A 12,787-nucleotide genomic window follows, 5' to 3' on the forward strand; every position below is an offset into this window, starting at 1 on the left:
GCAGGTTGCTGCGCCGCAGCAACTCTCGCCCTGAGCCGCGCTGCCCCACGGACTTTCCCTAGGTTCGCGGCAGCGCCGGATCGACAGCGCAGGCCCGGCACTTGATCGAACGCACCCTGGCCGCCCATGTGCCGCCCGTGCAGGGCGTTCTTTCAGGGTATCCACCGAGAACCGGGGCAGACCCGGTTCGGGCGCCGGTGGCGGGCCCGGTTCGAGGCGTCAAGACAGGCACGGGAGTTGCGGAATTGCTCACGACGAGAAGGTCGCCGGGTTCCGGTGGTTGCCGGCGAGCTCACGTCCCCACGTCAGACAAGACCACCCGTGAGCAAGGAGACACATCCATGAAAGCATCCGGTGCAAGGAGCAATTGGCTGCTCGGCAGTGCGTGCATCGCCCTGCTGGGCCTGCCGACGCTGTCGATGGCCAACGCCGATGTCGAGAAGAACATCAGCAACCCGAAGAACTGGGCGATGCAGGCTGGCGACATGTTCAACCAGCGCTACAGCAAGCTCAAGCAGATCAACAAGGGCAACGTCGGCAAGATGCAGGTCGCCTGGACCTTCTCGACCGGCGTGCTGCGCGGTCACGAAGGCTCGCCGCTGGTGATCGACGGGACGATGTATCTGCACTCGCCGTTCCCGAACAAGGTCTTCGCGATCGACATCGACACCCAGAAGATCCTCTGGAAGTACGAGCCCAAGCAGGATCCGGCAGTGATCCCGCAGATGTGCTGCGACACCGTCAACCGCGGCCTGGCCTATGCCGAGGGCAAGGTCTTCCTGCAGCAGGCCGACTCGAACCTGGTCGCGCTCGACGCCAAGAGCGGCAAGGTGGTCTGGACCGTCAAGAACGGCGACCCCAAGCTCGGCGCGGTCAACACCAACGCGCCCCACGTCTTCAAGGACAAGGTCATCACCGGCATCTCGGGCGGTGAGTGGGGCGTGCGCGGCTTCCTGGCGGCCTACGACATCAACACCGGCCGGCAGGTCTGGAAGGGCTACAGCGTCGGCCCCGACAGCGAGATGCTGATCGACCCCGACAAGACCACCACCTGGATGGACGGTGCGGTCAAGCCGGTGGGCAAGGACTCGTCGCTCAAGACCTGGCAGGGCGACCAGTGGAAGATCGGCGGCGGCACCACCTGGGGCTGGTACAGCTACGACAAGGCGACCAACGCGGTCTACTACGGCACCGGCAACCCGTCGACCTGGAACCCGGCGCAGCGCCCGGGCGACAACAAGTGGTCGATGTCGATCTGGTCGCGTGACGTGGATACCGGCAAGGTCAACTGGGTCTACCAGATGACGCCGTTCGACGAGTGGGACTTCGACGGCATCAACGAGATGATCCTGGCCGACATCCCCGTCAAGGGCAAGATGACCAAGGCGCTGGTGCACTTCGACCGCAACGGCTTCGGCTACACGCTCGACCGCGTGACCGGCGCGCTGCTGGTGGCCGAGAAGTACGACCCGAAGGTCAACTGGGCCACGCACGTGGACATGAAGTCCGGGCGGCCGCAGGTGGTCAAGCAGTACTCCACCGCGCAGAACGGGCCCGACGTCAACACCAAGGGCATCTGCCCGGCCGCGCTGGGCTCGAAGGACCAGCAACCGGCCTCGTTCGACCCCAACACCGGCCTGTTCTACGTGCCGACCAACCACGTCTGCATGGACTACGAGCCGTTCAAGGTCGAGTACACCGCCGGCCAGCCGTACGTGGGCGCCACCTTGTCGATGTACCCCGCGCCGGGCAGCCATGGCGGCATGGGCAACTACATCACCTGGAACGCCGGCACCGGCAAGATCGTGCAGAGCAAGGCCGAGAAGTTCTCGGTGTGGAGCGGCTCGCTCAACACCGCGGGCGGCCTGAGCTGCTACGGCACGCTGGAGGGCTACCTGAAGTGCGTCGATGCCAAGGACATCAACAAGGAACTGTTTAAGTTCAAGACCCCGTCCGGGATCATCGGCAACGTGTTCACCTACGAGCACAAGGGCAAGCAGTACATGGGCGTGTTCTCGGGCATCGGTGGCTGGGCCGGCATCGGCATGGCCGCAGGCCTGGAGAAGGACACCGACGGCCTGGGTGCCGTGGGCGGCTACAAGGAACTCAACCAGTACACCGAGCTGGGCGGTTCGCTGACCGTGTTCGCGCTGCCGAACTGAGGGAAATCCCTTTCCCCCGAAGGACCGGGGGCGCGCGTTGAATGCAGAGGATGCACATCGACGCCGCCCCCGCACCGACCCGGACGGCCCGGTCTCCCGTGGCCGGCCCGGGTCGGGTCACCCCCTGACCTGGAGACATCCGACGTGAAGAGATACGCCGCCCTGGCCTTGATGCTGACTCTGACCACCGGCGCCGCGATGGCCGACGAGCCTGTGTACACCGTGACGGATGGCTACAAGGTCGATGCCAACACGATGAAGGGTTTCCGCACCTGGCGCGCGGCCGCCTGCGACCGCTGCCACGGCGCCAACCAGGAGGGCATGGTCGGCCCCTCGCTGGTCAACAGCCTGAAGACCCTGACCAAGGAAGAGTTCGTCAAGACCGTGCGCGACGGCCGGCTCGAAAAAGGCATGCAGAGCTTCGGCACCAGCCAGCAGGTGATGGACAACATGGACCACCTCTACGCCTACCTCAAGGGCCGCTCCGACGGGGCGATCACCCGCGCCAAGGTCGAAGAAGCCAAATGAATCCCACCCCGCGTCACACGCCTCGCCCGGCACGGCTCGCCGCCGCTGCGCTGCTGGCTGCCCTGGCCTGCAGCGCGCCCGTCGCGCAGGCGCAGGACGCCCCCGCGCGCAAGGCCCTGAAGGTCTGCCAGGACCCCAACAACCTGCCGTTCTCCAACCTCGCCGGCGAGGGCCTGGAGAACCGCCTGGCCGAGCTGTTCGGCCAGGCGCTGGGCCTGCCCGTCACCTACTACTCGTTTCCGGCGCGGCTCGGTTTCATCCGCAACACGCTGCGCTTCAAGCTGCCGGGCGACGACTATCCGTGCGACATCGTGATGGGCGTGCCGGTCGGCTTCGATCAGGTCTCCGTCACCAAGCCGGTGTACCGCTCGACCTACGCGCTGGTCTATCCGAAGGGCAAGGGGCTCGACGGCGTCGAGTCGGTGGCCGATTTCCTGGCACTCGGCCCGCAGCGCCTGAAGGCCCTGCGCATCGGCCTGCACGACCGCTCGCCCGCCACCGAATGGCTGCGCCGGCACGACCTGGTCGATCAGGGCGTGCCGTACGCGATGATGAATCCCGACCCGGCGCAATACCCCGGCGAGCTGCTCGAGAAGGAGCTGGTCTCGGGCAAGGTCGACGTCGCCATCGTCTGGGGCCCGATCGCCGGCTTCTTTGCCAAGCGTGTCACCTCGGTCGAGCTGAAGGTGGTGCCGATGAAGTCCGAGCCGGGCGTGCGTTTCGAGTACGAGATGGCGATGGGCGTGCGCTACGGCGAGCGCGAATGGAAACAGCAGGTCGAGCAGCTGATCGACAGCCAGGGCGCCGCGATCCGCGACATCCTGGCCGAGTACCGGGTGCCGCTGGTCGGCGACGGCGCCACCGCCGCGAAGAAATGAGCGTCGCGCCACGACCATGAAACACAGTGTCACTGCCCGCCGGCTCGCTGCGGGCCTCGGCCTGATCGCCGCCACGCTCACCGCCCTGCCCGGCCGCGCCCAGGCGCAGGACGGCAAGCAGGACTTCTCGCCGGCCGAGCGCCTGCTGCTGATGAGCCCGCAGCTGGGCGCCATCCGGCCGCCGACGACGCTGACCTACCGTTTCCGCAAGACCGGCACGCTCGAAGAAGCGTTCGAGGACAGCGTCGGCGTCCGGCTGGAGCGCCAGACCGATGGCCGATGCTGCAAGGCCAGCAGCGAGTTCCTGAACGGCGCCCGCCGGCTCCAGCTCGCCGAGATCGAGCAGGCCGAGAGCAACCCGGTGATCGTGTACTACCTCGAACACGACATCCGCGCGATGCAGCGCCGCACCAAGGGCGCGGCCAACCACTTCCGCAAGCGCATCCGCATGGCGCTCTACGACGGCGCCAGCATCACCGACCTGAAACTGACGTATCGCGGCCGGGCGATCGACGCCCAGGCGATCACGATCGAACCCTACCGCACCGACCCCAACCGCGCCCGCTTCGCGCAGCTGGCGGGCAAGCGCTACGTGTTCGTGCTGTCGGACGCCGTGCCCGGCAGCGTGGTGTCGATCCGCAGCACCGCGCAAGCCGACGGCAGCGCCGCAGCGCTGATCGACGAGGAGCTGCTGCTCGACGGCGCCGAGATGCCCGCCGCACCGCCTGCCGCGTCACCCTCATCCTGAAACGGAGTTCATCCCCATGACGATGCCGACCTCGATGACGCTCATGGCCCTGGGCGCGGCCCTGCTCGCCGCTGCCGGCCCGGCCGGTGCGCGGGTCAACGACTTCCCGACCACCGACCGCGTGCTCTACGTGCAGGAGTGCATGCGCAACCACCCCGGCCCGCACTACGAGATGGTCAACAAGTGCGGCTGCGCGCTCGACAAGCTGGCCGCCGAAGTGAGCTTCGACGACTACCTGACGATGTCGACCGCCTTCAATGCCAACAGCATCGGCGGCGAACGCGGCAACAGCATCCGCGATGTCGAGATGCTGCAGGACCAGATCAAGCGCTACCGTGGGCTGCAGAGCAAGGTCAAGAAGGCCTGCTTCGTGACGCCCTGAGCGGCCCGCCGCACCGCCTGCCACGACGCCCGCCGCAGCGCACCATGCCTTCACCCTGGCACCCGACCCGCCGCGCCCTGCCGGCCACGCTGATCGGCCTGGCCGCAGCGGCGCGGGCCCAGCTGCCCGCCGGTGACAACCCCGAAGCCAGCCCGCGCTGGCAGCAGGTGCGGGCCTCCTTGTTCGGCACGCGGCCCATCGCCAATGCCAGCGCCGCGCAGCTGGTGCTGGGCGCACCGGGCCGGGCCAGCGACCCGGCCTTCGTGCCGATCTCGATGCGCAGCCCGATCGCACCCGGCGAGCCCACGGCGGTGCGGCGCCTGACGCTGGTCATCGACAACAACCCCTCGCCGATCGCCGCCCACATCGACCTGCCAGCCGACGGCGCGCTGCCCGACATCGAGACCCGCGCCCGGGTCGACGAATACACCTTCGTGCGTGCCATCGCAGAAACCGCCGACGGCCGGCTGCTGATGGCCACGCGCTTCGTCAAGGCCTCGGGCGGCTGCTCGGCACCACCCGGCGGCGACGAGGCGGCGCTGCAGGCCGCGATGGGCCGCATGCTGTTTCGCGCCGGTGATCCGGTCGTCGACGGCCAGCCGCTGACGGTGCAGTGGATGGTCAACCACCCGAACCATTCGGGCATGGCGATGGACCAGCTCACCCGCATGTTCACGCCGGCGCATTACGTGCGCACGGTGCAGATCTGGCAAGGCGAGCGGCTGCTGCTGAACGCCGATGTCGACTTCGCGCTGAGCGAGAACCCGACGCTGCGGTTCCGATTCACGCCACGGGGCGACGCGCCGCTGCGCGCCGAAGTGACCGACACCCGGCAGCGCCGTTTCAGCGGCAGCACCGCGCTGAAGGACCTGCGGTGAACCTGTCGGGATCAGATGCCGTAGCGCGGCTGGCGGGCGCGCCGCTCGACCATGTCGCGCAGCATGTAGGCCACGCCGCGGCGCCAGGATTCATCGTTGTCACCGCGGATGTCGACCGACTTGGTCAGCACCAGGCGGTCCTCGCGCACCTGCCAGACGCCCAGGTTGATGTTGAGGATCAGGTTGCTGACGCGCTGCACCCAGCCCACCCCCACCCGCTGCGTGCCCAGCGCATCGCCCACGCCCGCCAGGCAGCCGTTGCAGCGGTGCAGGTACTGGTTCTCGGCACGCGCATGTTCGATCGCGGCCTGCGCCGGCGCCAGCGCCAGCACGCGGTAAAGTCCGCGTTCGTCGAGCCCCTGCGCCATCTGCCGATCGATCATCGCCAGGCGCGCCTGCAGCGCCGGCAGGCGGGCCGGATCGGGCTGGTCATCGATCAGCTCGAAGCCGAGGAAGGCCAGCGTCGGCACCTCGGCCTGCGCCTGCACGGCGCGGCTGCTGACGACACAGGCCCCGGCCGCCGCCAGCAGGCAGCGGCGGCGGGTCAACAGGGCCGGGGTCTCGATGCGGTCGATGGTCATGGCGATGCGGTGCTTTCGAGTGGGCCTGCGAACGCGCGGGCAGCGGAACTGGCCACGCATGATGACGGCCACCGAGGCGGCTGCAAAGCGGCCTTCTGGAAAGCACCGAGGCCGACCGCCCCAAGCCGCCTTGTTCGTGTTCATCGGGCCTGCGCCGCGATCGCCCTGCTGCTGGCTCAGGCCATGAGCCAGCCCGCTGCGGCCGCACCGTTTGCCTACGTCACCAACCAGGGCAGCCACGACGTCAGCGTGATCGACCTGGCCGACCCGCGCACCATCGCCCGCGTACCGGTGGGTCAATCGCCGGCCGGCGTGGTGGCAGCCAGCGCGCGCGGCGAGGTGTTCGTGGCCAACGCGGCGGGCAATAGCATCTCGGTGATCGACATGCGCAGCCAGCAGGTGGTCGACACCTTCGCGGCCGGCCAGGGTGCCGTCGGGCTGGATGCCAGCGCCGATGGCCGGCGGCTGTTCGTGGTCGACTGGTACGGCGCTGCGCTGCGGGTGTTCGATGCCAGCACGCGCCGCCAGATCGCCCACGTGCCGCTGGGCCCGGCCCCGGCCGGCGTGGCGGCCTTGCCCGACGGCAGCGCGGCCTGGGTGGCCGAACGCGACGACGACCGCGTCGCCCTGATCGACGTCGCCCGCGCGCAGGTGGTGGCACGCGTGGCGGTGGGCAGCCACCCGTTCGCGCTGCTGCTCGACAGCGCGCGCGAGCGGCTCTACGCGCTCAACGTGCAGAGCGACAGCGTCTCGGTGATCGATACCCGCAGCCGCCAGGTGATCGCCACGCTGCCGACCGGTCGCGCCCCGTACGGCGCCGTGCTGGCCGATGGCGCACGGCTGCTCTACGTCACCAACCAGCACGACGACAGCGTCAGCGTGTTCGATGCCCAGAGCCTGAAACCGCTGCGCACGCTGGGCGGTTTCGGCTACCCCGAAGGCATCGCGGCCAGCGGCGAGCGGGTCTACGTCGTCAACTGGATGGACGACCAGCTGAGCGTGCTTGACGCCGCCAGCGGCCGGCTGCTGGCCACGCTCGCCACCGGCCGCAACCCGCGCGGTTTCGGCGCCTTCATCGGCACACCCCCACCCCACCCACGGAGCCCTGACGAATGACCCGACGCCCCTTTCATCGCCACCTCCTGATGCTGCTGGCGCTGCTGACCGTGCCGCTGGCCGGCCAGGCCCACGGCCCGACCCGCCAGAAGGTGACCGAGAGCATCACCATCGACGCCCCCGCCGCCACCGTCTGGGCCCGCATCCAGGATTTCGACGCGCTCAAGAACTGGCACCCGGCGGTGGCCGAGAGCGCGGCCGACAAGGGCAACGAGGTCGGCTCGGTGCGGATCGTCAAGCTCAAGGGCGGCGGCGAGCTGGTCGAATCGCTCGAACGCCACGACGCCGCGCAGAGGCTCTACAGCTACCGCGCCAAGAACGGCGGCGCGCTGCCGGTCACCAACTACAGCTCGACGATCCGCGTCAGCGAGGCCGCCGGCAAGGCCAGCGTCGAGTGGCGCGGCGCCTTCTACCGCGGCTACCCCAACAACGACCCGCCGCCGGACCAGAACGACGAGGCCGCGGTCAAGGCCGTCACCGGCGTCTACCAGAGCGGGCTGGCGAACCTGAAATCGCTGGTCGAAGGCAAGTAGCGATGGACGACGGCGGGCGTCGACACATGCTGCGCGCGCTCGGCGCCTTTGCGGGCGTCGGCGTGGCCAGCCTGTGGGCGGGCTGCGCAGCGCCGACCGCCGCGCATGAATCGGGCGGTCTGCCCGTCCCACCGAGCGGCGTGTCTGGCTTTGCACCAGCCGGCACCCGCCGGATCGAGCAGATCGCCCCCGGCGTCTACCTGCAGCACGGCCTGCGTGGCGAGATCGGCCCCGACACGCTCGGCCGCACCGGCAACGCCGGTTTCATCGTCGGCGCGAGCGGCGTGCTGGCGATCAACAGCGGCGGCTCGCACCGCGACGGCCAGGCGCTGCTGGCGGCCATCACGCGCAGCACCGCGCTGCCGCTGCGCGGCGTGCTGCTGACACACGCGATGCAGGAGTTCATCTTCGGCGCCAGCGCCTTCCAGGCCGCCGGCGTGCCAGTGCTGATGCACCACGACGCCGCCCGCCTGATGGCCGCGCGCTGCGAGGGTTGCCTGAAGACGCTGCAACGCGTGCTCGGCGCCGACGAGATGGCCGGCTCCCGCGTGCCGCGCGCCGACATCACCTTCACCGCCGCCGACGCCGCACGCGCGCTGCCCGACATCGGCCGCCCGCTGCGCCTGCTCGCGCCCGCGGCAATCGCCGCCAGCCCGGGCGACAGCGCCGTGTTCGACGACAGCAGCGCCACGCTGTTTGCCGGCGCGCTGCTCGATGCCGACACCATCCCCGACGTGCAGGACGCCGACCTCGCCGGCTGGCATGCCGCGCTCGCCGCGCTGGCGCGGCTGCCGCTGCGCCGCATCGTGCCCGGCCACGGCCCCGTCGCAGGCGCCGGCCTGGTCGCGTCGGTCGACAGCTACCTGCGCCAGCTCGAACAGCGCACCGCCGCATTGCTGCAGGCCGGCACCGCCTTGAGCGAGGTCGCCGATGCGGTCGACCTGCCCGCGTTTGCGCATTGGCAGCGTTACGACAGCACGCACCGGCGCAACGCCTCGATCGTGTTCCTGCGCCAGGAGCGCGCACTGATGTTGAAGGACGCCCGACATGGCACATGACCCCGACCGTCGCCGCCTGCTTGTAGCGGCATGGGGCGGCAGCGCCGCGCTGATCGGCGCCTGGCTGCCCGGTGGCAGCCACGCCGCGATCGGCGGGCTGCCGAGCAACGTCGGCCACGCCGACAGCTCGCCGCAGTGGGAGCTGCTGCGCGGCAAGCTGTTCGGCGAGCGGCCGATCGCCGCCGGCGCCGCCAGCCAGGTGCAGATCATCGTGCCGCTGCGCGCGGCCTACGGCGCCTCGGTGCCGGTCAAGATCGTCTCCAGGATCGCGCAGACACCCGAGCGCCAGGTGCGCCGCATGACGCTGCTGGTCGACAAGAACCCCTCGCCGATCGCCGCCACGCTGACGCTCGGCACAGCGCTCGGCCAGGCCGATTTCGAGACCCGGCTGCGGGTCGACGAATACAGCCACGTGCGCGTGGTCAGCGAGCTGAGCGACGGCACGCTGCACATGGATTCGCGCTACGTCAAGGTCTCGGGCGGCTGCAGCGCACCGCCCAACCGCGAGGCCCTGCACCTGATCGGCCGCACCACGATGCGCCTGCCCGCCGGCCTGCACCCCGGCGCGCCCACGCCGGTCGAGCTGAGCGTGGTGCACCCCAACGACACCGGCTTCGAGCTCAACCAGGTCACGGTGATGTTCATCCCGCCGCACTTCGTGCGCAGCATCCGCGTGCGGCTGGGCGAGGCGCTGCTGTTCGAGGCCGACACCGATTTTTCGATCAGCGAGAACCCGAGCTGGCGCTTCAACTTCGTGCCACGCGCCGATCAGCACGCGCTGCTGACCGCAGAGGTCGAGGACACAAAAGAACAGCGCTTTCGCGGCACGCTCGACCCGTGGGCGGCGGCGTGATCGGCAGAAGATTCCTCGTGCTGATCGGCCTCGTCGGGCTGCTGAGCACGGCGCACGCGGCCTTGCCGGCGCCCTACGCACCGATCGTGATCCAGCCGCTGGTCGACGGCAAGACGCATGAATTCGACCTGCGCGCCGCCCAGCAGCGCGCCCGCAGCGAGGGCAAGTGGCTGTACGTCTACCTGGGTGCCAGCGACTGCGCGTACTGCCGCAAGTACGAGGCCTTTCTGGCGGCCAACGCCACCGAGCTGGTGCCGCATTTCGCGGCCAAGTATCTGGTGGTCGACCTGCGCAGCCAGCTGAGCGTGACCGAGCGCCAGCTGATCCTGCGCACCGAGGCGCACCGCCTGCCCTACGCCGACTTCCAGCGCGCCATCGGCGACCAGCGGGCTCGGCTGCTGGTCTATCCCAGCGTGTGGCTGCTCGAGCCCGACGGCAAGCCGCTGATGCAGATGCCGGCGGGCACCGGCACCTTCCAGACCGTGGCCGAGCAGTTGGAGATCCTGCGGCTGGAGGAGTGAATCGCGGCGACCGCGAGGGGTTTGCTCAGGCGCAGCGGCCGGCCTCGTACCAGCCCTTGCTCTGGTTCACCCACTTGACCACCAGCAGCATCACCGGCACCTCGATCAGCACGCCGACCACGGTGGCCAGAGCGGCGCCGGATTCGAAGCCGAACAGGCTGATCGCCGCCGCCACCGCCAGCTCGAAGAAGTTGCTCGCGCCGATCAGGGCCGACGGGCAGGCCACGCTGTGCGATTCGCCCAGCCGGCGGTTGAGCCAGTAGGCCAGGCCCGAGTTGAAGAACACCTGGATCAGGATCGGCACCGCCAGCATCGCGATCACCAGCGGCTGGTCGATGATCGCCTTGCCCTGGAAAGCGAACAGCAGCACCAGCGTGGCCAGCAGCGCGGTGATCGACCAAGGGCCGATCCTGGCCAGCGCGGCGTCGAACGCCGCCTGCCCGCGCCGCAGCAACTGCTTGCGCCACAGCTGCGCGATCACGACCGGGATCACGATGTACAGCACCACCGACGTGATCAGCGTGTCCCACGGCACCACGATCGACGACAGCCCCAGCAGCAGCGCCACGATCGGCGCGAACGCGAACACCATGATCGTGTCGTTGAGCGCCACCTGCGACAGCGTGAACAGCGGGTGGCCGCCGGTCAGCCGGCTCCACACGAACACCATCGCCGTGCACGGCGCCGCCGCCAGCAGGATCAGGCCGGCGATGTAGCTGTCGGCCTGGTCAGCCGGCAGGTAGGGCGCGAACACGTGGCGGATGAACAGCCAGCCCAGCAGCGCCATCGAGAACGGCTTGACCGCCCAGTTGACGAACAGCGTCACGCCGATGCCGCGCCAGTGCTGCTTGACCTGGTGCAGCGCGCCGAAGTCGACCTTGAGCAGCATCGGGATGATCATCACCCAGATCAGCAGGCCGACCGGCAGGTTGACCCGGGCGACTTCCATGCGGCCGATCGCCTGCACCGGGCCCGGCAGCATCTGGCCGAGGGCGATGCCGGCGACGATGCACAGGAACACCCAGACGGTGAGGTAGCGCTCGAACACGCTCATCGGCGCGGGCGCGGGCGCTGTGGAAGGGGCAGAAAAGACAGTGGTGTTCATGAATGTTCTTGCTCCGCGGCGATCAGCTGCGGCCGATCTCGACCAGGGCGGCCTGCAGTGCGGCGCGGTCCATCGTCGCCAGCGGCAAGGCCAGCAGTTGCAGCATCCGGTAGCCGATCGCCTGGCGCGTCAGCTCGAAGGCGCGGCGCTTGCCCTCGTCACCGCCTTCGGCGTTGGACGGGTCGGGGTAGCCCCAATGCACCTTGACCGGCTGGCCCGCGCTGCCGCCGAAGAACACCGGGCAGCTCTCTGCGGCCGCGCTGTCGCACACGGTGATGACGATCGACAGCGGCGGCGCGCCGTCGGTGCTGAACTCGTCCCAGCTCTTGCTGCGGTAGGCGCGGGTATCGATGCCGGCACGCTGGAGCGCTTCGAGTGCGAACGCATTGATGCGGCCACTCGGCGCACTGCCCGCACTGTGGGCTTGCACGTCAAGGCCCAGCTTGGCGGCCCAATGATTGAGCATGCCCTCGGACAGCACGCTGCGCGCCGAGTTGTGGGTGCAGAGGATGAGAACGTGTGTGGTCATGGCTCAGCAGCACGGGCTCAGCAGCACGAATTGGCCGACTTGACCGCAATGCCGATGGGCTTGCCACGCGGCGTGGGCGCGCAGCAGGCGGCGGGTTCGCTGCTTGCGGCGGCAGCGTCGGTCGGTGCACAGCAAGCCGATGCGGCAGCGGCCGGGGCAGCGGCTTCGTTGAACACCGGGATGTTGCCCAGCGTATGGAAATGCTCCCAGGCGATGCCCTGCGGGTCGGTGATCCAGTGCTTTTCGCTGCGGGCGTAGCAGCAGGTCGTCTCACCCTCGTCGAGCAGGGCCATGTCGGCCGCCTCGGCGCGCGCTTTCAGGGCGGCCAGCTCGGCGGGATCGTCGGTCTGGATGCCGAGGTGGTCGATGCCCGGTTTCGAACCCCGGGTCGAGATCGCGAAGTTGACCGGCGGATCTTCGAGCATCCACTTGGCGTAGTCGCCCTCGAGCCGGGCCGGTTCGGCCGCGAAAAGCTTGGAGTAGAAGCCGACGCTGGTGGCCAGGTCGTCGACATGCAGATGGACGTGAAAGCGCTTCATGGTGGGTCTCCGATCAACAGGTGGTGCAGCCGGGCGTGCTCGTGACCTCGCAGGCCGAGCCCTGGCAGCAGTGGGCGGTGAGGTAGGCCAGCAGATCGTTCATCTGCGCGATGGACGGCCGGTAGATCAGGTTGCGGCCATCACGCTCCTGCGACACGAGGCCGGCATGCATCAGTTCCTTCAGGTGGAACGACAGCGTGGAGCCGGGCACGCCCAGGGTGGCGGACAACTCGCCCGGCGTCATGCCTTGCGGCGCAGCGCCCACCAGCGCACGAAAGATGCGCAGGCGCATGCCCTGGGCCAAGGCAGCGAGAGAGGCGATGGCAGCTTTTTCTTCCATGCTTCCATTTTGTTGGAATCATGGCGATGAGTCAAT

Annotated in this window: 16 protein-coding genes; 11 read left to right on the plus strand and 5 right to left on the minus strand. The window is 69.1% G+C overall.

From position 1 onward, the window contains the following. The first annotated feature begins 341 nt into the window (after positions 1 to 341). The 6 genes from xoxF to LCHO_RS15540 all read left to right on the plus strand — a co-directional run bounded on the left by xoxF (position 342) and on the right by LCHO_RS15540 (position 5,576). A complete protein-coding gene (gene xoxF, locus LCHO_RS15515; RefSeq protein WP_012348117.1) occupies positions 342 to 2,162 on the plus strand; it encodes a PQQ-dependent ethylene glycol dehydrogenase XoxF in 1,821 nt (606 codons plus the stop codon). A gap of 171 nt (positions 2,163 to 2,333) precedes the next feature. Further along, on the plus strand, positions 2,334 to 2,690 hold the full coding sequence (locus LCHO_RS15520; protein ID WP_083772755.1) for a c-type cytochrome: 357 nt from the start codon (positions 2,334 to 2,336) through the stop codon (positions 2,688 to 2,690). Next, complete coding sequence (locus LCHO_RS15525) at positions 2,687 to 3,568, plus strand: quinoprotein dehydrogenase-associated putative ABC transporter substrate-binding protein (protein ID WP_012348119.1); 882 nt, start codon at positions 2,687 to 2,689, stop codon at positions 3,566 to 3,568. The genes LCHO_RS15520 and LCHO_RS15525 overlap by 4 nt, the downstream gene beginning before the upstream one ends. Positions 3,569 to 3,584: 16 nt before the next feature. Further along, on the plus strand, positions 3,585 to 4,316 hold the full coding sequence (locus tag LCHO_RS15530) for a hypothetical protein (protein ID WP_012348120.1): 732 nt from the start codon (positions 3,585 to 3,587) through the stop codon (positions 4,314 to 4,316). 16 nt (positions 4,317 to 4,332) lie between these two features. Next, positions 4,333 to 4,698: a hypothetical protein gene (locus LCHO_RS15535; protein ID WP_012348121.1), complete on the plus strand. Its 366-nt coding sequence runs from the start codon at positions 4,333 to 4,335 to the stop codon at positions 4,696 to 4,698. Between the two features lie 44 nt (positions 4,699 to 4,742). Beyond that, complete coding sequence (locus LCHO_RS15540; RefSeq protein ID WP_012348122.1) at positions 4,743 to 5,576, plus strand: quinoprotein dehydrogenase-associated SoxYZ-like carrier; 834 nt, start codon at positions 4,743 to 4,745, stop codon at positions 5,574 to 5,576. Between the two features lie 11 nt (positions 5,577 to 5,587). Here the strand turns inward: LCHO_RS15540 and LCHO_RS15545 are convergent, their stop codons facing one another. Next, positions 5,588 to 6,157, minus strand: coding sequence for a DUF3280 domain-containing protein (locus LCHO_RS15545; RefSeq protein ID WP_012348123.1), 570 nt, complete (start codon positions 6,155 to 6,157; stop codon positions 5,588 to 5,590). A 183-nt stretch (positions 6,158 to 6,340) separates the two neighbouring features. Between LCHO_RS15545 and LCHO_RS15550 the strand changes: the two genes are divergently transcribed. Genes LCHO_RS15550 through LCHO_RS15570 form a run of 5 tightly spaced genes read left to right on the plus strand, consistent with a single transcriptional unit; the run spans position 6,341 to position 10,238 of the window. After that, a complete protein-coding gene (locus tag LCHO_RS15550) occupies positions 6,341 to 7,273 on the plus strand; it encodes a YVTN family beta-propeller repeat protein (RefSeq protein WP_012348124.1) in 933 nt (310 codons plus the stop codon). Next, positions 7,270 to 7,806, plus strand: a complete 537-nt coding sequence (locus tag LCHO_RS15555) for an SRPBCC family protein (RefSeq protein WP_012348125.1) — start codon at positions 7,270 to 7,272, stop codon at positions 7,804 to 7,806. The genes LCHO_RS15550 and LCHO_RS15555 overlap by 4 nt, the downstream gene beginning before the upstream one ends. A gap of 26 nt (positions 7,807 to 7,832) precedes the next feature. Then, complete coding sequence (locus LCHO_RS15560; protein WP_050757383.1) at positions 7,833 to 8,864, plus strand: MBL fold metallo-hydrolase; 1,032 nt, start codon at positions 7,833 to 7,835, stop codon at positions 8,862 to 8,864. Next, entirely contained in the window at positions 8,854 to 9,717 is an 864-nt protein-coding gene (locus LCHO_RS15565) for a quinoprotein dehydrogenase-associated SoxYZ-like carrier (RefSeq protein WP_012348127.1), read from the plus strand. Before LCHO_RS15560 ends, LCHO_RS15565 begins: the two co-directional genes overlap by 11 nt. Positions 9,718 to 9,734: 17 nt before the next feature. Continuing rightward, entirely contained in the window at positions 9,735 to 10,238 is a 504-nt protein-coding gene (locus tag LCHO_RS15570) for a thioredoxin domain-containing protein (protein ID WP_150105494.1), read from the plus strand. Between the two features lie 25 nt (positions 10,239 to 10,263). On the opposite strand, the gene arsB is transcribed toward LCHO_RS15570, so the two are convergent. From arsB to LCHO_RS15590, 4 genes are read right to left on the minus strand one after another with little or no spacing between them, the layout of a single operon-like run. Next, positions 10,264 to 11,343, minus strand: coding sequence for an ACR3 family arsenite efflux transporter (gene arsB / locus LCHO_RS15575; RefSeq protein WP_043704382.1), 1,080 nt, complete (start codon positions 11,341 to 11,343; stop codon positions 10,264 to 10,266). 22 nt (positions 11,344 to 11,365) lie between these two features. Then, the gene (locus LCHO_RS15580; protein ID WP_012348130.1) at positions 11,366 to 11,872 is read right to left on the minus strand and encodes an arsenate reductase ArsC; all 507 of its coding nucleotides are present in this window, start codon (positions 11,870 to 11,872) and stop codon (positions 11,366 to 11,368) included. Positions 11,873 to 11,889: 17 nt separating this feature from the next. Next, entirely contained in the window at positions 11,890 to 12,411 is a 522-nt protein-coding gene (locus tag LCHO_RS15585) for an ArsI/CadI family heavy metal resistance metalloenzyme (protein WP_012348131.1), read from the minus strand. A gap of 13 nt (positions 12,412 to 12,424) precedes the next feature. Beyond that, positions 12,425 to 12,751 (minus strand): ArsR/SmtB family transcription factor, encoded by a 327-nt coding sequence (locus LCHO_RS15590; RefSeq protein ID WP_012348132.1) that lies wholly within the window; start codon positions 12,749 to 12,751, stop codon positions 12,425 to 12,427. Between the last annotated feature and the right edge of the window lie 36 nt (positions 12,752 to 12,787).

It is taken from the genome of Leptothrix cholodnii SP-6, from assembly GCF_000019785.1.
Classification (GTDB): Bacteria; Pseudomonadota; Gammaproteobacteria; order Burkholderiales; family Burkholderiaceae_C; genus Sphaerotilus; species Sphaerotilus cholodnii.

Excerpts from the sequence above, each read along its gene's own strand:
- LCHO_RS15590 (WP_012348132.1), bottom strand. The coding sequence starts at position 12,751 with ATGGAAGAAAAAGCTGCCATCGCCTCTCTCGCTGCCTTGGCCCAGGGC.
- LCHO_RS15580 (WP_012348130.1), bottom strand. The coding sequence starts at position 11,872 with ATGACCACACACGTTCTCATCCTCTGCACCCACAACTCGGCGCGCAGC.
- LCHO_RS15520 (WP_083772755.1), top strand. The coding sequence starts at position 2,334 with ATGCTGACTCTGACCACCGGCGCCGCGATGGCCGACGAGCCTGTGTAC.
- LCHO_RS15530 (WP_012348120.1), top strand. The coding sequence starts at position 3,585 with ATGAAACACAGTGTCACTGCCCGCCGGCTCGCTGCGGGCCTCGGCCTG.
- LCHO_RS15560 (WP_050757383.1), top strand. The coding sequence starts at position 7,833 with ATGCTGCGCGCGCTCGGCGCCTTTGCGGGCGTCGGCGTGGCCAGCCTG.
- LCHO_RS15540 (WP_012348122.1), top strand. The coding sequence starts at position 4,743 with ATGCCTTCACCCTGGCACCCGACCCGCCGCGCCCTGCCGGCCACGCTG.
- LCHO_RS15535 (WP_012348121.1), top strand. The coding sequence starts at position 4,333 with ATGACGATGCCGACCTCGATGACGCTCATGGCCCTGGGCGCGGCCCTG.
- xoxF (WP_012348117.1), top strand. The coding sequence starts at position 342 with ATGAAAGCATCCGGTGCAAGGAGCAATTGGCTGCTCGGCAGTGCGTGC.
- LCHO_RS15565 (WP_012348127.1), top strand. The coding sequence starts at position 8,854 with ATGGCACATGACCCCGACCGTCGCCGCCTGCTTGTAGCGGCATGGGGC.
- LCHO_RS15550 (WP_012348124.1), top strand. The coding sequence starts at position 6,341 with ATGAGCCAGCCCGCTGCGGCCGCACCGTTTGCCTACGTCACCAACCAG.
- arsB (WP_043704382.1), bottom strand. The coding sequence starts at position 11,343 with ATGAACACCACTGTCTTTTCTGCCCCTTCCACAGCGCCCGCGCCCGCG.
- LCHO_RS15545 (WP_012348123.1), bottom strand. The coding sequence starts at position 6,157 with ATGACCATCGACCGCATCGAGACCCCGGCCCTGTTGACCCGCCGCCGC.
- LCHO_RS15525 (WP_012348119.1), top strand. The coding sequence starts at position 2,687 with ATGAATCCCACCCCGCGTCACACGCCTCGCCCGGCACGGCTCGCCGCC.
- LCHO_RS15585 (WP_012348131.1), bottom strand. The coding sequence starts at position 12,411 with ATGAAGCGCTTTCACGTCCATCTGCATGTCGACGACCTGGCCACCAGC.
- LCHO_RS15555 (WP_012348125.1), top strand. The coding sequence starts at position 7,270 with ATGACCCGACGCCCCTTTCATCGCCACCTCCTGATGCTGCTGGCGCTG.